Annotated in this window: 17 protein-coding genes; 7 read left to right on the top strand and 10 right to left on the bottom strand. The window is 65.1% G+C overall.

Annotated elements, in window-relative coordinates; translation table 11 throughout:
- Position 1: 1 nt before the first annotated feature.
- The 4 genes from ACSC1P_RS08050 to ACSC1P_RS08065 form a co-directional block, all read right to left on the bottom strand.
- On the bottom strand, positions 2 to 571 hold the full coding sequence (locus ACSC1P_RS08050) for a DNA-directed RNA polymerase (protein ID WP_435359623.1): 570 nt from the start codon (positions 569 to 571) through the stop codon (positions 2 to 4).
- On the bottom strand, positions 572 to 958 hold the full coding sequence (locus tag ACSC1P_RS08055) for a PIN domain-containing protein (RefSeq protein WP_435359624.1): 387 nt from the start codon (positions 956 to 958) through the stop codon (positions 572 to 574).
- Positions 959 to 2,194, bottom strand: a complete 1,236-nt coding sequence (locus ACSC1P_RS08060; protein WP_435359625.1) for a translation initiation factor IF-2 subunit gamma — start codon at positions 2,192 to 2,194, stop codon at positions 959 to 961. It abuts the gene before it with no gap.
- Positions 2,195 to 2,286: 92 nt separating this feature from the next.
- A complete protein-coding gene (locus ACSC1P_RS08065) occupies positions 2,287 to 4,122 on the bottom strand; it encodes an SLC13 family permease (protein ID WP_435359626.1) in 1,836 nt (611 codons plus the stop codon).
- Between the two features lie 122 nt (positions 4,123 to 4,244).
- Between ACSC1P_RS08065 and ACSC1P_RS08070 the strand changes: the two genes are divergently transcribed.
- The 3 genes from ACSC1P_RS08070 to ACSC1P_RS08080 all read left to right on the top strand — a co-directional run bounded on the left by ACSC1P_RS08070 (position 4,245) and on the right by ACSC1P_RS08080 (position 6,494).
- Positions 4,245 to 5,129 carry a DUF7351 domain-containing protein gene (locus ACSC1P_RS08070; protein ID WP_435359627.1) on the top strand — a complete coding sequence of 295 codons (885 nt, stop codon included), beginning with the start codon at positions 4,245 to 4,247 and terminating at the stop codon, positions 5,127 to 5,129.
- Between the two features lie 103 nt (positions 5,130 to 5,232).
- Entirely contained in the window at positions 5,233 to 5,481 is a 249-nt protein-coding gene (locus tag ACSC1P_RS08075) for a hypothetical protein (RefSeq protein WP_435359628.1), read from the top strand.
- A gap of 41 nt (positions 5,482 to 5,522) precedes the next feature.
- The gene (locus ACSC1P_RS08080; protein WP_435359629.1) at positions 5,523 to 6,494 is read left to right on the top strand and encodes a DUF5787 family protein; all 972 of its coding nucleotides are present in this window, start codon (positions 5,523 to 5,525) and stop codon (positions 6,492 to 6,494) included.
- Between the two features lie 124 nt (positions 6,495 to 6,618).
- Here ACSC1P_RS08080 and ACSC1P_RS08085 read toward each other — a convergent pair whose 3' ends face one another.
- From ACSC1P_RS08085 to ACSC1P_RS08100, 4 genes are all read right to left on the bottom strand, one after another.
- Positions 6,619 to 7,500, bottom strand: a complete 882-nt coding sequence (locus ACSC1P_RS08085; protein WP_435359630.1) for a phosphorylase family protein — start codon at positions 7,498 to 7,500, stop codon at positions 6,619 to 6,621.
- 54 nt (positions 7,501 to 7,554) lie between these two features.
- Positions 7,555 to 8,385 (bottom strand): MBL fold metallo-hydrolase, encoded by an 831-nt coding sequence (locus ACSC1P_RS08090; RefSeq protein WP_435359631.1) that lies wholly within the window; start codon positions 8,383 to 8,385, stop codon positions 7,555 to 7,557.
- 3 nt (positions 8,386 to 8,388) lie between these two features.
- Positions 8,389 to 9,738, bottom strand: a complete 1,350-nt coding sequence (locus ACSC1P_RS08095; protein WP_435359632.1) for an ATP-binding protein — start codon at positions 9,736 to 9,738, stop codon at positions 8,389 to 8,391.
- Positions 9,739 to 9,874: 136 nt separating this feature from the next.
- A complete protein-coding gene (locus ACSC1P_RS08100; RefSeq protein WP_435359633.1) occupies positions 9,875 to 12,169 on the bottom strand; it encodes a flippase activity-associated protein Agl23 in 2,295 nt (764 codons plus the stop codon).
- Positions 12,170 to 12,490: 321 nt separating this feature from the next.
- Here ACSC1P_RS08100 and ACSC1P_RS08105 point away from each other — a divergent pair, with 321 nt between their 5' ends.
- From ACSC1P_RS08105 to ACSC1P_RS08120, 4 genes are all read left to right on the top strand, one after another.
- Positions 12,491 to 13,636 carry a thiolase family protein gene (locus tag ACSC1P_RS08105; protein WP_435359634.1) on the top strand — a complete coding sequence of 382 codons (1,146 nt, stop codon included), beginning with the start codon at positions 12,491 to 12,493 and terminating at the stop codon, positions 13,634 to 13,636.
- A gap of 526 nt (positions 13,637 to 14,162) precedes the next feature.
- Entirely contained in the window at positions 14,163 to 14,630 is a 468-nt protein-coding gene (locus ACSC1P_RS08110; RefSeq protein ID WP_435359635.1) for an HTH domain-containing protein, read from the top strand.
- Between the two features lie 79 nt (positions 14,631 to 14,709).
- A complete protein-coding gene (locus ACSC1P_RS08115) occupies positions 14,710 to 15,486 on the top strand; it encodes an ABC transporter ATP-binding protein (protein ID WP_435359636.1) in 777 nt (258 codons plus the stop codon).
- A gap of 10 nt (positions 15,487 to 15,496) precedes the next feature.
- Positions 15,497 to 16,990 carry a hypothetical protein gene (locus ACSC1P_RS08120; protein WP_435359637.1) on the top strand — a complete coding sequence of 498 codons (1,494 nt, stop codon included), beginning with the start codon at positions 15,497 to 15,499 and terminating at the stop codon, positions 16,988 to 16,990.
- Between the two features lie 14 nt (positions 16,991 to 17,004).
- Here the strand turns inward: ACSC1P_RS08120 and ACSC1P_RS08125 are convergent, their stop codons facing one another.
- Positions 17,005 to 17,535, bottom strand: coding sequence for a 2'-5' RNA ligase family protein (locus ACSC1P_RS08125; protein ID WP_435359638.1), 531 nt, complete (start codon positions 17,533 to 17,535; stop codon positions 17,005 to 17,007).
- Positions 17,536 to 17,537: 2 nt separating this feature from the next.
- Positions 17,538 to 19,217, bottom strand: coding sequence for an aldehyde ferredoxin oxidoreductase family protein (locus ACSC1P_RS08130; RefSeq protein ID WP_435359639.1), 1,680 nt, complete (start codon positions 19,215 to 19,217; stop codon positions 17,538 to 17,540).
- Positions 19,218 to 19,349: the final 132 nt, after the last annotated feature.

Below are 19,349 nucleotides of genomic sequence, written 5' to 3' on the forward strand. Positions count from 1 at the left end.
GTCAGTCACCCGCCTGTGCTTCGCGAGACCGGCGGTCCTCTTCGAGCCAGACGTGGCCACCGAGGCCCGGCTGTTTCGCCGTGAGCCCGATCTTCGAGTCGCGCGGGTTGCGCTCGTCGATGCTCTTGGTGACGATGCGTGCCCGAACGGCGTCCTCGACGCCGAGCGTGCGGTTCGACTCGTTCGAGGAGAGCTGCTGGTTCTCGCCGTCGAACGCGAGGTACTCGTCGGAAATCTGCGAAACGTGGAGCAGGCCGTCGACCGGCCCGATGCCGACGAAGGCACCGAACTCGACGACTTCGACGACCGTCCCGTCGACGACTTCCTGCATCTGCGGGTCGAACGTGACGGCGTCGAAGTCCGCTTCGTAGTAGACGCCCGGGCGGTTCGGCAGGACCGTCCCCTCGCCCACGTCGTGGACCTTGGTGACGGTGACGACGCTGCCGACGTCTTCGTCCATGCGCCCTTCGAGCTTGTCCTGCAGCAGTTCCTTCACGAGTTGGGGAGAGACCGCTCCCAGTTCCTTCGGTGGCACCTCGACCGTATCCTTCAGCCTAACGCGCTTGTACATCTATGGTTGAGTGATTGCGAGTTTGTTCCTGCCACGTAAAGCTATTACCGGAATACCCGCATCGAGCACCCGGTCACGCAGCGGCAGGTCGTTCGTGACGACGTAGTCGACGTGGCCCTCGCGAGCGAGTTCGACGATTGCGTCGTCGGCGTACGATTCTTCGGTATCGACGATGAGACAGCGTTCGGTCGCCAAGTCGCGGCCAACGGTCGCGGCAGTGCCTTCCTGTCCGCCTTTCTCCGAGAGGCGGCGCAGTTCTTCGACCACCGCCTGCGGCGAGACGCCCTCGTACATCCCGAGGAGGCGGTCGAGTTCGTCGAACAACCGCACGTCGAGTTCGACGGGCATCATGAGCGCGTTGGTGTCGATAGCGACCCGGGCTGTCATCTATTCCTGCAGCGTTCCGACGCCGATGAGCCGCCAGCGTGCGCCGACGCGGCGGTTGATGGCTATCTTCGCGCCTTCGGCCGCACAGACCGGTCGCTTCAGGTTGACCTCACACTCGCCGTCGCGGGCGGAGGTGACGGCACCGACCGTCGTCGCCGTGCCGACCGTCAGCATCAGCGGTTCGCCGGTCGAAATCTCGTCGACTTCCGCCATGTCGTCGCCAACGACCCGTTCGAGCAGGTCGACCGACATCGTGAACTTGTTCCACGTCGGTGGGAGCGACCCCGGCGGGCCAGCGATCTGGCCAGCGAGCGCGTCACCCTTCGTGTACGACGGGTCGAGACCGGTCCCGACGCCGAGCAGGCCTCCCGGCGACGCCTCGTCGACGGACTCGCCACCGGCCTGAATCGACCGGATGCTCGTCGTGATGGGACGGTACTCGGTCTGGCCGCCCTCGTCGACCTCACGGCCGGGGCGGACTTCGAGTTCGTCTTCCGTGTGGAGCTGTCCAGCGACGAGCGAGCCGCCGAGGACACCGCCGAGCAGGCCGTCCCACTTCGTGCCGGGACGGTTGATGTCGAACGAGCGAGCGACGTGCATCCGGGCGTCGGCCTCGGGGTCGCGCTCCGGCGTCTGGATGTACGTCTCGATGGCCTGCATGAGCACGTCCATGTTGACGTTTTGGCCCGCGCTGACCGGGATGACCGGCGCGTCCTCGGCGACGGTTCCCTCGACGAACTCCTGAATCTGCTCGTAGTTGTCGCGGGCACGCTCGGCGTCGACGAGGTCGACTTTGTTCTGCGCGATGACGATGTTCTCGATGCCGATGATGTCGAGCGCCATCAGGTGTTCTTCGGTCTGGGCCTGCGGGACGTCCTCGGTCGCGCTCACGACCAGCACGGCACCGTCCATGATGGACGCGCCGGAGAGCATGGTCGCCATCAGCGTCTCGTGACCGGGTGCGTCGACGAACGAGACGGTCCGGACGACCTCCGTTTCGACGTCGTGCTCCGGACACGTGTCTTCGACGGTGTAACACTCGGGCTCGTCACACTCGGGGCAGCGACGGAACGTCGCGTCCGCGTAGCCGAGACGAATAGAGATACCGCGTTTCATCTCTTCGGAGTGCTGGTCGGTCCACTCACCGCTCAGTGCCTGGACGAGCGTCGTCTTGCCGTGGTCGACGTGACCGACGAGACCGATGTTCACCTCCGGTTGTTGGTGGGTTCCTGCCATATCGAGAGTAATCTTGGCTACGTCTACCCTTGTGCGCCTGATAAACCCACCGTTCTCGCACGCGACCTTCTCCCGGCGGTAGGGGCCTCCACTCACCCCATCGGTGGCCACAACAAACCGATGCCGAGCGTCGTCACGACGAGCAACACCAACTGCAGCGGCCCGCCGACACGGAGGTAGTCCGTGAAGTGGTAGCCACCCGGTCCGTACACCATCAAGTTCGTCTGATAGCCGATAGGGGTCATGAACGCGGTCGACCCGGCGAACGTGCACGCGAGGACGAACGAGAACGGGTCCGCACCCGTCTGTTGGGCGGTGTCGATGGCGATGGGAATCAAGAGAGCGACGCTCGCGACCGGGGTGACGACGTTCGCGAGCAGGCTCGTGAGCAAGTAGAACAGGCCGAGCAAGACGAGTGCTGGCACGAGCATCGCCACGTTCGCCACGACCAGGTCGGCGATGTAGGTCGCCGCCCCCGTCGCCTGAAGTGCGGTCGATAGCGGCAGAATCCCGGCCAGCAAGAAGATGACGTCCCACGACACCGCGTCGTAGGCGTCACTCGTGTCGAGACAGCCGGTGACGACCATGGCGACGACGCCGCCGAGCGCCGTGATGACGATTGGATACGGTGAGACGGCGGCGAGGGCGACCACGGCGACCATGATGCCGAGTGCGAGCGGCGTCTTCGTGCTGAGTTCCGGTGGCTCACGCGGTCCGTTGTCTCGACTGCCCCGAGTCACCACGAGGTCGTTCATGTCCGCCAGCAGGTCGACCGCTTCGGTGGTCGCGTACAACAGCAGTGAGTCACCGGCGTCGAGCGGCATGTCGGCCAGGCCTTCGTGGGACACCGTGTTCCCACGCCGAACCGCCATCACCGATGCGTCGTGGCGCTCTCGGAACCGAAGTTCTCGGAGCGTCTCGCCGACGTACGCCGAACCCGGTGGCAGCACGACCTCGACCAGTTCACCACGGATCCACGGCGCGTCGAGGCTGTCGCCCGTGACCTCTTCGCGTGGGAGTTGTCGGAGGTCGTACTCCTCGGCGAAACTGTTCACCTCGCGAAGGTTCGCCCGGACGGTCAACACGTCCCCAGCCATGATTTCGCGGTCGGTCCGTGGCGCGATGAACACCTCGTCGTCGCGAATCAGTTGGAGGGCGTCGAGGTCGCGACCCAGTTCGCGGAAGGCGTCGTCGAGGCGTTGCCCGACCAGCGACGACGACTCGCGGACCCGAACCTGTGCGAGATAGTCGCTCACCTCGTACGCGTCGGTGATGTCGAGCACGGGTTCGATACGCTCCGGGATGAGCCCCGGCGCGACGGTGAGCAAATACACACTCCCGACGAGGAGCACCACGATACCGAGCGGCGTCAACTCGAACATCGAAATCGGGTGGTCGAGAATCTCCGCGGAGAGACCAGACGCCACGATGTTCGTCGCGGTCCCGATGAGCGTCAGCGTCCCGCCGAGCATCGACGCGTACGAGAGCGGGAGCAAGAGTTTCGACGGCGAGAGGTGACTGTCCTCGGCGAGGTCGGTCACCATCGGGATGAACACCGCGACGACCGGCGTGTTGTTCACGATGCCCGCCAGCGGCCCAGTCGTGCCGACGGTCGCCGCGAGGACCCATCGCTCCTCGCCGCCAGTGACCTGCCGAAGGAACACGCCGAGCCACTCCACGACCCCAGTTCGCTGGACGCCCTCGCTGAGCATGTACATCGCCATGATGGTGACCGTCGCAGAACTGGCGAAACCGAGGATGGCCGTCTCGGCGTCGACCTGCGTCCACGGTTCGAGGACGACGAGCGAGACGAGTACTGCGAGGGCGGTCACGTCCGGTGAGACGACCTCTGTCAGAAACAGAACGAGCGCCGCGAGGGTGACGGCGAACACCACGAGCATCGATGTGGTGAGCGTGGACGTGGCCATATACGTTGGCGTACTCGGGTGTAGGAAAAATAAGTACCCTCACCAGAACCACAACCTGTGAGAAATTTTACCAAAACTCGTTTCAGTGAACGACTTTACCCCACCAGTGCGATACAAACGACATGAGCAAGGCGACCATCACCGACGCCGTGGACGAGGTCACGCCGGCCGAGGCGTTCGCCGTCATCGCCAACGAAACGCGCCTCTCCATCCTCGAAGCACTCTGGCGCGCCGACGAGCGCCCAGTGCGCTTCTCCGAACTGCGGAGTGCCGTCGGCATGCGCGACTCGGCACAGTTCAACTACCACCTCCAGCAACTCTGTGACCAGTTCGTCGTGAAACGTGCGGACGGGTACGATCTCCGCCACGCCGGGGAGAAGGTCGTGAGCGCGGTCCTCGCAGGCGACTTCACCGAAAACCCGCATTGGGAGCCGTTCGAAATCGACGGTCGCTGCGTCGCCTGCGATACGACGCTCCTCGCCGAGTACGAAGACGAGAACATCCGCATCGAGTGTCCCGACTGCAGCCACGCCCACGGCGAATACCCGTTCCCGCCGGGCGGGCTCAACGACCGCACCCGCGACGAAGTGATGGAGGCCTTCGACGAACGCGTGCGTCACCTCCACTGCCTCGCGGCCGACGGTGTCTGCCCGGAGTGCGCCGGAAAGATGCAGAGCACCATCGAACGCGGCGGCGAGTGCTGTATCGGCCTCGACCTTCGCGTCGAACACACCTGCCAGCAGTGTGGCCACTCGCTCTGTTCAGCGTTCGGCCTCCTCCTGCTCGACCAGTCAGACACCGCGACGTTCCACCGTGACCACGGCATCGACCTCCAAGACACGCCCTACTGGAACCTGCCGTGGTGCGTGAGCGACCACTCGACCGAAGTCGTCTCGCAGGACCCGTGGGAAGTCGTCGTCTCGGTCACGCTCGACGACGAGACCTTACGTGTCACGTTCGACGACTCGCTCGATGCGACCCGCGTGGAACGAGAGCGCGAACGCTGACCGGCGCTTTCTTCTCGCACGAATTCTCGGACCGACCTGTTCAGCGAAAACGACGTTCTACCCGGGATACATCGATTTCTCGCTCCTCGTCGTACTCTCACGTATGCGCCGCATCACCTTCCCCACTGGAAAGGCCGTCGCTCGGCACGGCTCGAACACGGTCGATGTCCTCGGGTTCGCGGGCCTGACACTGCTCACGGTCGTCGTGGCCGCCGCGTGCCTGTTCGTGCTGCTCTGGGTGCTGCCGGAACTCGGGATTTACCTGGCCATCGCCGCGTGGGTCGCCGTCCTCGGCCTCGCCATCGGCATCCCCGTTCTCCTCGTCCAGATAATCGGCGAGGCGATGGACTGACCGCACGAAGGTTTAGGACGACCGACCACCGAACCTCGGTCGTGCGAGAATTCGGGTTCGAACTCCATGTTTGCGCGCTGCTCGAACGCGACGACGAGGCCGTCGTGGCGCGACAACTCGGCGGCGGCGTCCACAGCGCGCGCCGCGTCCTCGACGTGGTCTGTGTCGAACCCGGCCCGAACTTCGACGAGCGCGTAGCCATCACACCTGAAACGATTCCAGCGGCAGCTATCGAGAGCGAGGTCGGTACCGGACAGGCCCGGTACTGGCGCGACGCGTTCGACGGGCGCTCCGACCACATCCGAGAGGTGGTCGACCGAGCGGTCGAACTCGGCTTCTTCGAACGCGAACGTCGCGGGAGTCGCGACTACGTCCGCCAGAGCTGTCGCTACCCGACCGACTGGTTCGGGCAACTCGTCGCCATCGAGAACAAACCGGACCTCGGGACGCCGGGCGACCTAGAGATGCAACTCCGCAAGGACGTGCAACTCGGCCTGGTCGACGAGGTCGTGCTGGCGACCGAGAGCTACGTCACCGGCGCACACCTGAACCGTATCCCCGAGGAAGTCGGCGTGTGGCGAGTGGATACCGAATCGGCGACGAGGGCGGTGATTCGAGAACCGATGCCACTGCCAGTCGCAGAGCCGGGCGTCGAAATCGTCCAGACGCACGCGGGCCGGACCGACGTGCGAATCGCCAGCGCGACAGCGAAGGCACGGGCGCGCCGGGCACTCGCCGAGCGTGCCTACGGCAAGGGCTGGCGGACCTACGATTTCCCGGGGTGTGCGCGCGCCGCGGAGACGACGCTGGCCGAGAGCGGCTGTGTCCCCTACTGCGACTGGCACGAACGCGTCGTCGACCCCGGTTCGGAGTGCGGCCAGGACTGCCCGGGTTTCGAGGCGGCCGACCCACTGGACGTGGCCGTCGCTGCCGAGCGCGAGCAGCAGACACCCTGGGTCGCCGACCCGGACGGTCGGGCGCGCAGACAGTCGGGACTCGACCAGTTCTTCTGAAAGTGGCGAACAGACGGCGAAATCTCGGAGACGTGGACGGGGACGCCGTACACCCGCTGACCCGCCCACGATGACTCGTCAGGGCACGGCGACAGTGGCCGCCGGTTCCGTCTTGAACCCTCGGTCAGTCGCGTCGCCGGTCCACGAGCGCGCTGGCCACGGCCACCGCGTTCGTGAGTCCGAGGTCGAACCCGGCTTCGAGGTCACCGTCGAGGCTCTCGGCGACAGATTCGCCCGGTGCCGGTCTGTCGAAGTTAGCGACGCCGCGGACGCTCAGGTAGTCGTCGAGTCGGCCGAACCGGTCGAGGACGGTCGCCGTCGCCGCGTCCTCCATCTCGGTCGCACAGTACGGGCTGGCACCGTACTGCTCGCAGAGCCACTCTACCTGTTCGGCGAGCACGCGGCCGTGCCAGAACTCGTCGCCGCAGACGTTGGTCCCGACGACGGTACCGGGGTCACTGCGTGCTGCGGACTGGCCGAACTGGGTGCGGTGACTGTCGAGTGCTGGGTCGTCTGCGAGTTCGACAGACTGGGCTACACCCGTCGCCCAGTCGAGTAACTCGTCGTCTGGCCGGTACACGAGGTCGTTCTCGCGGTACGGATTGAGCGCGAGTGGCACGTCGTCGCCACCATCGCCTTCGCGCTCGTCCCAGCGAACCTTCACGTCCCAGTCGACGACGGCGGCGGCGACGACGACAGACCCGAGCGTCGTCCGAGTCGGCGGCCCACCCGCCACACCGACAGAGAGGAACAGGGTGTCGGAGAGGTCGAGCGCGGGGGTCGTGAGTGCGGCTGTGACAGTACTCGCCGTCTTCGACTTACCCATCCCAGTCGGGAGGAGTACGAGGCCACCTTCGGCGTCCGTGTACTGGAGCGGCTCGGGGACCCCCGAAACGTCGAGGGCGTGGTCGAAGTCGTAGCGGTCGAGCCACGGTTGGCGTTCGTCGAGCGTGTCGGCGTCGTGGACGAACGCGGGGAAGACGAGTACGTCGGGCGCGATGGACACGACCGGAACAGCGGTTGCCGGAGAGAAAGTGCTTCCGTCAGCGTGGCCGCGTCGTCAGAGCGTGAACGTCTCGCCGTCGACCGCGATTTCGTCGGCGAACGCCTGCGCTTCGGGATAGAAGTGTGCGGCGTGGACGACGCGCGTCTCCGCCGCGTCGAGGTCGGCGGCGAGTTGCAGCGCGCCTTCGCGAGTCATGTGCTTAGTGCCGAACGTGTGGAAGACCCCGTCTTCGGTCTCGCTCCCGTGTTGGCCGCCGAGCGGGTGGTACTCACAGAGTTCGCTCGGGACGATGCCGTCGGCCAGCAGCAGGTCGGCATCACGGAGTTCTTCGCGCGATTCGGCGGGTACGTCGTAACTGGTGTCGCCGGAGAGCGACAGCTTCGCGCCACTCTCGGGGTCTTCGACGACGAGTCCGTAGCAGACCAGCGGCGGGTGGTCCACCGGCACGAGCGTTACGTCGAATCCACAGGTTTCGAACGTCGAAAGCGGCGCTTGCGGGTGGACTGTCACCGTGTCGAGGTAGTCGTACTTGCGTGAGACGGTGTCGGCGACGCTCTCGTCAGTCACCGGGTCGACCTCGTCCGCGGCGAACACGTCGAGGTGGTCGAACAGTCGGTAGGCGTTCCCGAGGCCGTCTAAGTGGTCGAAGTGGATGTGCGTGATGACCGCCGCGTCCGGCAAGGGAACTTCCTCGCGGAGGAACTGGTAGCGAAAGTCGGGGCTGGCGTCGACGAGTAGACACTCGTCGGTTCGTTCGTTGCGTACGTGAACCGAAAAACGGGTCCGCTCGACACCCCGGCGCTTCGCTGCCTCGCAGGTGTCACAGTCGCAACCGGCGGTCGGGGTTCCCGTGGTGTCGCCGGTCCCGAGCAGCGTCACCTCCATGGCTCAGTGGTCGTGGTCGTCGTGGCTGTGGTCGTGATCGTCGTGGTCGTGGTCGTGTCCAGACCCATCCCCAGCGACGAGGGCGTCGCTGTCGTCCATCATGTCGAGGTTCTTCAGGTTGTCACGCTCTTCGAAGTCGGCGACAGCGGCTTCGAGGTCGTCCTGCGTGAGCGTCATCCGTTCTTCCGTGAGCGCGTCGAGGACGGCCTCGCGCATGACCAGTCGGAGGTCGCTCCCGGTCAGGCCTTCGGTGATGTCCGCGATGGCTTCGGGGTCGAACTCCTCGATGTCCATCGCGCGGGTGATGATGCGGAGGATGTCCGCACGCATTCCGTGGTCTGGCTTCGGGAAGTTGACGATTTCGTCGAAGCGCCGCCACGCCGCGGCGTCGAGTTGGTCCGGGTGGTTCGTCGCGCCGATGAGCAACACGTCGTCTTGAATCAGCGAGATGTCGTCGATGCTCTTCAACAGGGTGTTGACGGCGCGCTTGATGGCGTTGTGTTCGTCGCCGCCGCGAGTCTTCGCGACGAAGTCGAACTCGTCCATGAACAGGATACACGGCGAGAGTCGCTTTGCGACCTCGAACGTCTTCTCGACGTTCTTGGCCGTCTCACCGAGGTACTGACTCGTAATCATCGAGAGTTTCACCTCCACGAAGGGCAGGTCGAGTTCGTACGCGAGGCCCTTCGCTGCGGAGGTTTTCCCCGTGCCCGGCGGGCCGACGAACAGCAACTTACCGATCTCGCGCAGGCCGATTTCGGCGAGGTAGTCGCGGTGCTCGATGGCTTTGACGACCTTCTGAATCTCGTTCTCCTGTTCTTGCGTGAGGACGATGTCGTCCAGCGTCTGGTCGATTTCCTCGGGCGCGCGGATGTCGACGAGGTCGAGCATCTCCTCTTCTTCCTCGTCCTCGAACATCTCGTCGAGGAGCGAGTCTATCCAGACGCGGTCGGCCTGAATCGGCCGGTTCGCGTCGCGTGCCGCCTCGTAGGAGACGCCCTCGACCTCGCCGTCGTACACGCTGGCGAGGACGGGGTTCTGCTGGATGGTCCCCACGTCGACACGGTCGAGGAACCAGTTCTCGGCCATCTCCGGCTGGGTCAGCTTCAGCTTCCCGGTGAAGTCGTCCCGGTCGGTGAACAGCAGGTCCGAAATCGCCTCCCAGGGGTGGTCGATGCCGGTCGCTGCGCGGGTCGTCTTGTTCGTCACCGCCAGCGGTCGCTCCACCTCCCCATCCGTATAGAAGACCCGCCGGTAGCGAGGCGGTAGGTCGTTCTCGTCCAACTCTCGGTTCTCGGTGTAGGCGTTCGCCGTCAGCAGGAACTCGACGACAGAGAGCGCCGCTGTACTCATTCCCGGTAGCGTACTCCCCACACGCGCTTAAGACCGTCGAAGCACAGAAATCGACCCCGAGAACCGGAGACGTGGAGCGAACGGGAGTACGAACGTGAGAAAAAATCGACGCGTTGGGGTGTCGACGACGGTCGAATCAGCCAGCGACGCGAAGCCGGTTCACCTGATTCCAGACAGGCGGTGTCGCCAAATCCGGAACGGTCCACGCTGGGGCGGCGTCTGCCGCGGCAGCCACGAGGTTCGACGAGTTCGTTGCGTCGTCGCTCGACGTACTGCCGTTGGCTTCGTTCAGCGCCGACTCGTCGATGTAAATCATGAACGGCGTTCCGGGACCGTACCCCTCGTCGGTGCGGTCGACGGAGCGGAACCGCTGGAACTGACGGGCATCGTAGCCGTTGTCGAGCATCCACTGGTGGATGTCTTCGGCGTCCTGCCCGTTGCTCCCGTTCCCGATGGCCATCACGACGGGCGGGCGCGTCTCGTTGATGTTCGACAGCGAGATGGTGGAGTCGACGTTGAACGCCGTCGCGGCGTCGTCGTCGTGGATGGCGTTGTACCGGTACATCTCCATGTACCACATCAGCGTCCGGCGTTCGAAGTAGCCGCCGCCGGCGTTCGGTTGTAAGTTCTCCGACTCGTTCGAGACGTAGTACTCGTTCCCGTAGAACATGACGTCTGTGTCGTTCACACCACCTTCCTGGTGACCGACGCGCTCTACGTCTTCGAGCGTCGCCTTGAGGTCCGTACTGGACGACTGCGCGTACTGGATGAGTTTGTTGTCCGGGTCTTGCGGATTCATGTACACCTGGTCGGACGCGGCCGCACCGATGTTCCCGAGCAGGAGCAACACGATGATGACCGAGAGCGCGACGCCGATACCGTCGTCGTCGGTGAACGAGTCGATGCCCCAGCGAAGGACGATACCGACGCCGACCGCGGCCGGGATTGCCAGCGGGAGGATGGCGTGGGCAGTCGCCCATCCGGCCTTGATGTCCGTTGCGATGGGGTAGCCGAGGATGCTGACGAAGCCCCAGTACGAACAGAGCGCGACGAGGTCACGCTGGCCGCGGTTGGAGTACCGGTCGACGACGAAGCCGATGACCGAGAACACGAGGATGATGAGCGCCCCCGCGACCAGCACGTCGACGTAGTGCTCGAAGAACGAGAGGAACGGGTGGTCCTGATGACTTCCACCGGCCCACGTACCGGTGAACTGCTCCCACGAGCCGACGGTCGCCTCCCAGACGACCGCACCGAACATGTTCATGTCGAGTGTCTCGATGGCTCGCCACAGACCGATGTCCATCCCCGCCTGTTCCGGGCCGGGGAAGCCGGAGACGTTGTCGGCGGCACCGGGCGGGTCCTCGGTGAACCCGCCACCCCGCGGCGCGTAGAACAGCACGATGATGGCGAAGAACTCGACGACGAGCGAGACCGCGAAGCCCACCGAGACGAAGTTACGTTCCCACCACTGGAGGTGGCGGTCGATGAGGGTCCCGCCGTCGAATCGCCGGGCGTAGGGCCAGCAACCGCGCAGGTCGAATGGCACGGTGCGGTCGACGAAGTCGAACAGGACGCCCATCGGACTTCGGTCGCCCGACCCCGGCGCGCGAATCATCCGGTAGTCGAGCAGCAGGTAGGCAGCACCGAGCCAACACAGCGGGTAGAGCAGCCCGTTCTCCTTCGTCGTCAGCGAGAGGGCGAAGGCTGCGACACCGGCCGCGAGGTGCCAGCGCTTCCCGTCGTCGTCGGTGTAGCGCAGGAAGAACCCGAACGCCCACGCCGCGAAGACGACCAGCGGGATGTCCTCGCGCATGAACCGCGAGTAGTAGAGTAGGACGGGGTTCGCTGCGAACAGCACACCGAGGGCGACGAGTTCCACGTCACGCAGGTGCTTGCGGTAGAGCCACGCGGCCAACGGCAGCGTCGCACCCATGATGGCCGGGACGAGCCGAGCCGTGAAGTCGGAGGGACCGAGCAACTGGAAGACGTACTTGTTGACGTGGAAGAGGAACGGTCCGTGGACGATGGGCCGGTACTCCCACACGCCGCTTTCGAGGTAGCGAAGTATCCAGTAGCCGACGCGACCTTCGTCCTGATGGGCGACGCGCTGGCCGAGCCACACCAGTCGCGCGGCCAGTCCGAGGAGCGCGATGACCACGAGCGCACCGAGCGTCCGGTTGCTGGAGGAGAACGGCACGAGCCGGCTTCGGTCGGTGGTCGCGTCGGTGGTCGTCGTGGACCCGTCGGCGGCACCGACGGACTCGTCCGCGGCCGTCTCGTCGAGTGTGGCGGTTCCACCCGCTGCACTCGATGACGGCGGTGCAGTGTCCGAAGACTCGGCCGACTCGGTCGTGGAGGACGACCCACCGTCGGCCTGAGCGGCGTCGGCCGGCGGCTCGTCGGGCGAGCGCGGGGACTCGTCTGACATTAGTCGCTTACAGCGAGACTGCGCGTATACGCTTTTTGGGTTTCGTCGGCTGATGCACACGTTTCACCGGGAGAGACACAGTCGCGAAACGAGGGGAAGTGCGGGCGGTCAGTGGGTGCCAGCAGACACCCGAGAGGGCCTCTGCCCTCCGCAACTTCAGCAGGGTTGAATTTCGTCCGTGTCGGAATCACCCTCGCTGTGTCGCCCCTAAACCGCAGATTCGGCGGTCGTCGTCGAAAACAGACTCCAGAACATAAACTCTAGTTGCGATTACTTTGGGTTCTACAGTGATTTAAGGGGACGCACTCCCAGTGTCTCACCATGGCAGCAAACACGCCGGTCATCGCGGCAGCGTTCCGGACCCCGCAAGGGAAGAAGGGTGGCGTCTACGCCGACACCCGTGGCGAAGACCTCGCCGTCACACTCATCGACGAGATTCTCGCAGAGACGGGCATCGACTCCGACGACGTGGACGACCTGCTCTGGGGCTGTGCCCAGCAGCGAGGCCATCAGGACAACAACGTCGCCCGCGTCATCGCCTTGCTCTCCGAACTCGGCGAGAACGTCCCGGCGACGACCATCAACCGCTGGTGCGCCTCCTCGATGCAGGCCGTGATGTCCGCCAGTGACGCCGTCGCGGCGGGCAACCGCGACTGCCTCATCGCGGGCGGCTTCGAGCACATGACGAACGTCCCGATGGAAGGCGGCATGGACGGCCGTAGCTTCCACCCCGCGTTCCTCGAGATGTACAACGTCGCGGAACTCTCGATGGGCATGACCGCCGAGAAGGTCGCCGAAGAGTACGACATCTCGCGCGAAGCACAGGACCGCTACGCGGCTCAGAGCCAGCAGCGCGCCCACGAGGCGACCGAAGAAGGTCGCTTCGAGGACGAAATCGTCCCCATCGAGACCGACGACGGCACGGTCACGAAAGACGAAGGCATCCGCCCCGGCACCACCTTCGAGGATCTGCAGGGTCTCCCGCCGGCGTTCATGAAGGACGTGACGGCCGGGAACTCCTCGCAGATTTCCGACGGCGCGGCCGCACTGCTCGTCACGTCGAAGGAGTACGCCGAGGAGAACGACCTCGAAGTCCTCGCCGAGGTCGGCATGAACAACGTCGCTGGCGTCGACCCGACCGTCATGGGTATCGGCCCGGTCCCGGCGACCCGTGGCCTGCTGGAGCGCAACGGTCGTGACATCGACGACTACGACCTCGTCGAACTCAACGAGGCGTTCGCCAGTCAGACCGTCTACGCCCGTGAAGAACTCGGCATCGACGAGGATATCTTCAACGTCAACGGTGGGGCCATCGCCATCGGCCACCCGCTCGGGGCCTCCGGCGCTCGCCTCCCCGTGACGCTCATCCACGAACTCCGAAAGCGCGGCGGCGGCCGCGGTCTCGCCACGCTCTGTGTCGGCTTCGGACAGGGCGCAGCCATCGAGTTCGACGTCGAGAGCGAGTAAGGCGACACAGTTCGCGAGAGTTCCCTCGTTTCGTTCAGGTCTGTTTTTCGATAGTCTGTTTTCGGACCGTTCACAGTGATGGGGAATCGGAGAGATTTCGGCCCGGTTTCCGGCCGTTTGAAGCGGTCGTATCGGGGTATCTGCATCACTCACTATCAGTACACATTTACTGTCTTTCTGAGGTGACTGAAAATGAGTACACTCGGCAATTGAGATGGTAACTATCAAACAAGTTTGCCAGCCGACAGCAGTACTCACTTCGCCGAGTTGTTCGATTTCTATATCATCGAGTGCCGAGTGAACTGTTCGCTGAAATATCCGCGCACGAACACGACGTTTGTCAGCCAATGAGGACGTTTGACAGTATCTTTCTGTTGAAACGTATGACCGAACCGTCCGCGAAAAACCGAACGACTGTGTCGGGATAACGGCTGGTTCGCCGACTGGCGTCGTCGTTTCGTACTGACACGCCACTGTGTGACATAGACCCACACACCTTAGATACCTTCGCACCGTCTGTACAGGCATGACAGAAGACTACCCGAGCGGGACGCGCCTGGAGCTATGGCTGCGCCCGTCGTGCGAGTGGATGTGCAGACACGAGAAGGGCCTCGTCGAGTGTGCGAAGGGACTCGAAGCGAGTGGCGTCGTAGACGAGGTCCACGTCGAACAGTGGGGAAAGTACGCACCTATCGCCCCCGACGACGCCACCACGGACTCGGAACGGAAGGCGAGTGAACGACTCGCCAGCTACCGCGAGTGGGCCGAAGCCACCGAGAACGACCTCCGGGCGTTCTCCCGGACGGCGGTGCTCCAGCGTGGTAGCCAGCCGGTGACCATGCAGATCCTCCCGCTGGTCGCACTCGCCTCGTACGACGACGATGGCGAGTTGCTGTGGGTGGCCCCACACGGCGAGGGCGAGGCAGCCGTCAGTGTCACCGACCGACTCGACGAACTGGAAGAGCGCGCCGACCGGTTACTCATCGCGGACTGACCGCCGCGCAGGGACCGACTTTTTCTCCGGGAAAACACATTCGAGAAGTTTCATACTGTTGGCCAGAGAAGCGGCGACCATGACCCAGCCCGCCATCGAGACGGACTCGCTCACGAAAGCGTACGATGGAGAGACGGCAGTCCGTGACATCGACCTCCACATCGAGTCCGGGGAGGTGTACGGCTTCCTCGGCCCGAACGGGGCGGGCAAGACGACGACCATGCGGATGCTGACGACGCTCACTCGACCCACGTCGGGTGAGGCCCGCGTCGCCGGCCAGCCTATCACCCAGCGTGACGCTGTGACGCCACACATCGGCTACCTGCCGGAGGAGCCGCCGCTGTACGACGAACTCACGGCCATGGAACAGTTGCAGTACATCGCTGGCTTGCGCGACATCCCCGACGACGCGGCCGACGAGCGCATCGAGTCCCTGCTCAAGCGGTTCGACCTGTACGAGGACGCCGACAAACGCATCGACGCGTACTCGAAAGGGATGCGCCAGAAGACCGGCGTGATTCAGGCGGTCCTGCACGAACCCGACGTGGTGTTTTTAGACGAACCGACCTCTGGCCTCGACCCGCGGGCCGCCCGGACGATGCGCGACACCATCGCCGACCTCGCCGACCAGGAGATGACCGTGTTCCTCTCGACACACATCCTCCCGGTCGTCGACGAACTCGCCGACCGCATCGGTGTTCTCCACGACGGCCGCATCGTGGCCGAAGGCGCACCCGACGACCTGAAACGTCGTGCAGAGACGGCCGAGGCAGGTGGCGCCGGCGACGGCGCGACCGCGAGCCAGACCCGCAGTCTGGAGGACGCCTTCCTCGAGATTACGACGGACATCGAGTGATGAAGGCGTGATGCAGGCCGCGGCCGTCGCGGCGACCGAACTCCGCTGTACCCTGCGGCGAATCCGCGACCACCCGAAGAGTGCGGCGCTTCGACTCTTACTCCTCTCGTTGGTCGTTCCGTCGTTCGTCAGTGGCGACGCGCTCGCTGGCCAGCCAGCGGCCGCCGACGCCCGGATGGTCGCCGCTGGCCTGTGGACGTTTATCGCGCTGACAGCCGCACTCGGCGCACCGCGCTCGCTGGACGACGTGCGAGCAGGGAACGCGGTGTTACCTGCGGTCGGCCTCCGCCAGACCGTCCACGCGACGTTGCTCACACACACGGTCGAACACGGCGTGTTCGCCGGCGTCGTCGGTGTGGCGCTCTTCGTCCAGAGCGTCCTCGGCGGTGCCCCGGCCGCCGGGCTGCTCGGTCTCACCGCCGCCGTGGTCGGGACCACGACCGCCGCCGTCACGGGCACAGCCCTCGGTATCGGGCTTGGCCCCTTCCTCCGGCGCGTTCCAGTCGCGAACCGCTACCCACAGGTCGTCGCCGTCGTCCCCGTGGTGCTAGTCGTGTTCACCGTCGTGAACCCCGACCTGGTCCGGCCACTGCTCGCCGACTTGCCGCCGGGGTGGTACGCCGACTGGTTCCTCGTAGGGACCGGCGGCGGCTCGCTCCAACGGGCTGGCGCGGCCCTCGTGGGAACGCTCGTCGTGCTCCCCATCGGTGTCTTCTGCACCGAGCGTGCGGCCGACCGCGTCTGGTTCGGTGACAGCAGTGGCGGCGAGCAGGGCGGCACGACAGTCGGCAGTCGCTCCACCGCCGCAATCGTCTCTCTCGCCGCACCAGTGACGACCCGCCCCACTCGGGCGGTCGCCCGGCGCGCGTGGCTCAGAATGCTCCGCAATCCCCGGGCACTCGTCCAGCTCGCACTGCCACCGTTCATCCTCGTCAGCGTCGCGCTCCAAGGGAGCATCGACTCTCGCATCGGTCCCGCGTTCATCGTCTTGCTCGCCGCCGCGAGCGGCGGCCTGACCCTGACACTCAACCCACTCGCACTGGAGGGGAACGCGCTTCCCGCACTGCTCACGACGCCCGTCGCTGGCGGACGGGTCGTCCGTGGCTACGTCCTCGCTGGCCTCCTCGGGGCCGGCCCGGCGCTCCTGCTCGCGGCCATCGTCGCACAGTTCCTCGCCGACCTGTCGCTGCTGTTCGTCGTCTGTGCTGTGGTGTGGGGGTTCGTCGTCGCCGCGGCAGGCGCGGCCATCTCGACGAGTCTCGGGTTCGTCCTCCCATCGCTCGACGCACTGGCCGACGGGTCGGCCACGAGTCCAACCCGGGCAGCCGTCTTCGCCTACATGTTCACGATGTTCCTCGTCGGCGCGCCGGGCCTCGGCGGTCTCGTCGCGCTCCCGAACCTCGTCGGCGTTCTCGCTGTCGTCGGCGACGTGGCCTTACTCGCGGCCGTCGGTGGCGTCGCGTACTGGCACGCTGGGCAGCGTTTCGCCGAGTTGACGGTGTGAAAAACGAGGTCCCGCTACAGTTCGACGCGCGAACAGATGCGCGTCTCCCCATCGCTCGACTCCAGATGCGCGATATCCGTAATCTCCATCTCCCAGTCGAACTCCCTCGCAGAGAGGTACGATAGCACGTCGCCGAGCACTTCGTGGTCGAGGCTGTAGTACGCCAGCGTGACGTGCGGGAACCACCGGTCGGGGTGGTAGTAGTCGTCGGCGTGCTCGGCGAAGTCGGTGAGGCGCGTCCAGAGGCTGTCGTGGAGTCGGGCCAGACTCGGCGAACGCGCGAGCGGGAGGTAGACGACAGGCGCGGCCGTGAAGACGCCGAGGCCACCGGTTCGGACGGTAAAGGCGTCGAGTTCCGAGGTCACGGAGTGCAGTCGCGATTCGACCGTCGTGGCGTCGTACTTCTCCGCGACGTGGTAGGAGATGTGTGGCGGTGGAAGTTCGCCCGCCGGGTCGATACCGAACTCGTCGTGCAGGTCATCCCAGCAGTCGAGGACGCGCTGGTGGTGCTCGTCGGGCAACGTGGAGATGACCGCGGAGTTCATCGTCAGTCGTCGGCGACAGCGTGACCAGTTACGTTGTCGTCCGGGACGGTCCCGTCGTCGTTCCAGCCGCGCTCGGCGTAGTACGCCGAGAGGGCGTCGTCGAAGTCGGGGATGTCGTACGGGAGAACGTCGTCGCCGCGGTCGAACCCACGCTGGTTGTTGAAGTGGCGTTCGAGTTCGACGATGCGCGCGCCGACCGAGAGCAAGTCGTCGTAGTCCTCGTCGAGGAGTTTCCCGAGCGTCTCTCCACTGATGAAGTCACGCGAGAACTTGCAGACGACGCCGGAGTCGAGCACCGCGTTGTGGTTCTCCTTGTAGGCGACCTTCGGGGCCTTCCCCTCCAGTCCTTCCTTCGGAACTGCTTCGTCCTTCCCGACGAGTGGGTACTCCAGCGCGTAGAACTCGGCGTACATGTGGTCCGCGCCGCGGTTCGACGTGGCGAAGGCGAGGCCCTGGCCGTTCAGCGTACGGCCGTCGTGAGCCGGGAACTCCAGTCCCTTTACGGACCAGTTCTCGACGCCCAGTTCCTCGTGACAGCGCGCGACTCCTTCGGCGAGCGTGTCCCCGATGTCCTCGCGGGCGGCTATCTTCTCGACCGTTTCGTGAATCAGGTCGGCGTCGCCGAAAGCGTCCTCGCTGGCGAGGTAGGCCGAGACGACGTCGCCCGCGGAGATGGTGTCCATCCCGAGTTCGTCGCAGAGTTCGTTCGACTTCATCACGTCGACGACGTCGTCGACGCCCGCGTTCGAACCGAACGCCATGACGGTCTCGTACTCCGGCCCCTCGGTTTCCACGCCGGATTCCTCGTCCTTCGTCGGGAGTTTGCACGCGAAGGCACACGCAGAGCAGGTTCCTTTCTTGTACTTCTTCTCCTCGACGGCGTCGCCGCCGATGCCAGCCGCACCCTCGAACTCCAGTTCCGAGAAGTATCGCGTCGGGAGCGCGCCGACGTGGTTCGCGAACTCGGTGACGCTGGAGGTCCCCTGTCGCTTCATGATGTGGTCGGTCGTGGCCGCCTCGCGGTGGACGTCCATCTGGATGGGGTCGATTTCGACTTCGCGGGTCGAGTCGCCCTCGAAGGTGAGCGCCTTCACACCCTTCGAACCGAGGACGGCACCGAGGCCGCCGCGGCCGAACGCCCGCGTCTCCGTCGTCAGGATGGACGCGAATCGGACGAGGTTCTCACCGGCCGGGCCGATACAGGCCACCTGGTCCTCGTCGAGGTCGTGCTGTTCAGTCATATACTCGGAGACCTCGGACGTCGTCGCGCCTTCGAGGTCGGAAACGTCCTCGAACTCGACGCCCTCGTCGGTGACGTGGATGGCGAGCAGATCGTCGCTTTTCCCGGTGACCTCGACTGCACTGTAGCCCGTGCCCGTGAAGTTCCGCGACAGGAAGCCGCCCGCGTTCGACGAGAGCAGGCCGCCGGTCAGCGGCGAGATACCGGTACAGTTCATCCGACCGGTAAAGGACATCTGCGAGTGCTGCATCGGTCCCGTCGCGAAAAAGAGCGAGTTCTCCGGGCCGAACGGCTCGGCGTCGAACGGGACGCGCTCGTGTGCCAGTTTCACTGCCACGCCGCGACCGCCGATGAACGACGACAGCACGTCGTCGATGTCCGTTTCCCGTGCCTCACGTGCGCTCACGTCGAGTGTGAGCAGTGGCCCCTTCGAGTGGTTCATACCTCCACTGTTGCGGGCAATTCCCGATAAACGTTGTTGCGAGACTCGGCCGACGGTGACACGTCTGCCGTGGACGTGCTGGAAGACGACCACGTCGTCCCCGGTTTGGCCGCAAATCACCGACAGATTTAT

This window comes from Haloarchaeobius caseinilyticus (assembly GCF_051207395.1).
In the GTDB taxonomy this organism is placed as follows: domain Archaea; phylum Halobacteriota; class Halobacteria; order Halobacteriales; family Natrialbaceae; genus Haloarchaeobius.

Bases quoted from the DNA above. Each gene is read 5' to 3' on its own strand.
- ACSC1P_RS08050 (WP_435359623.1), bottom strand. From the start codon at position 571: ATGTACAAGCGCGTTAGGCTGAAGGATACGGTCGAGGTGCCACCGAAG.
- ACSC1P_RS08055 (WP_435359624.1), bottom strand. From the start codon at position 958: ATGACAGCCCGGGTCGCTATCGACACCAACGCGCTCATGATGCCCGTC.
- ACSC1P_RS08060 (WP_435359625.1), bottom strand. From the start codon at position 2,194: ATGGCAGGAACCCACCAACAACCGGAGGTGAACATCGGTCTCGTCGGT.
- ACSC1P_RS08065 (WP_435359626.1), bottom strand. From the start codon at position 4,122: ATGGCCACGTCCACGCTCACCACATCGATGCTCGTGGTGTTCGCCGTC.
- ACSC1P_RS08070 (WP_435359627.1), top strand. From the start codon at position 4,245: ATGAGCAAGGCGACCATCACCGACGCCGTGGACGAGGTCACGCCGGCC.
- ACSC1P_RS08075 (WP_435359628.1), top strand. From the start codon at position 5,233: ATGCGCCGCATCACCTTCCCCACTGGAAAGGCCGTCGCTCGGCACGGC.
- ACSC1P_RS08090 (WP_435359631.1), bottom strand. From the start codon at position 8,385: ATGGAGGTGACGCTGCTCGGGACCGGCGACACCACGGGAACCCCGACC.
- ACSC1P_RS08095 (WP_435359632.1), bottom strand. From the start codon at position 9,738: ATGAGTACAGCGGCGCTCTCTGTCGTCGAGTTCCTGCTGACGGCGAAC.
- ACSC1P_RS08100 (WP_435359633.1), bottom strand. From the start codon at position 12,169: ATGTCAGACGAGTCCCCGCGCTCGCCCGACGAGCCGCCGGCCGACGCC.
- ACSC1P_RS08105 (WP_435359634.1), top strand. From the start codon at position 12,491: ATGGCAGCAAACACGCCGGTCATCGCGGCAGCGTTCCGGACCCCGCAA.
- ACSC1P_RS08110 (WP_435359635.1), top strand. From the start codon at position 14,163: ATGACAGAAGACTACCCGAGCGGGACGCGCCTGGAGCTATGGCTGCGC.
- ACSC1P_RS08115 (WP_435359636.1), top strand. From the start codon at position 14,710: ATGACCCAGCCCGCCATCGAGACGGACTCGCTCACGAAAGCGTACGAT.
- ACSC1P_RS08120 (WP_435359637.1), top strand. From the start codon at position 15,497: ATGCAGGCCGCGGCCGTCGCGGCGACCGAACTCCGCTGTACCCTGCGG.
- ACSC1P_RS08125 (WP_435359638.1), bottom strand. From the start codon at position 17,535: ATGAACTCCGCGGTCATCTCCACGTTGCCCGACGAGCACCACCAGCGC.
- ACSC1P_RS08130 (WP_435359639.1), bottom strand. From the start codon at position 19,217: ATGAACCACTCGAAGGGGCCACTGCTCACACTCGACGTGAGCGCACGT.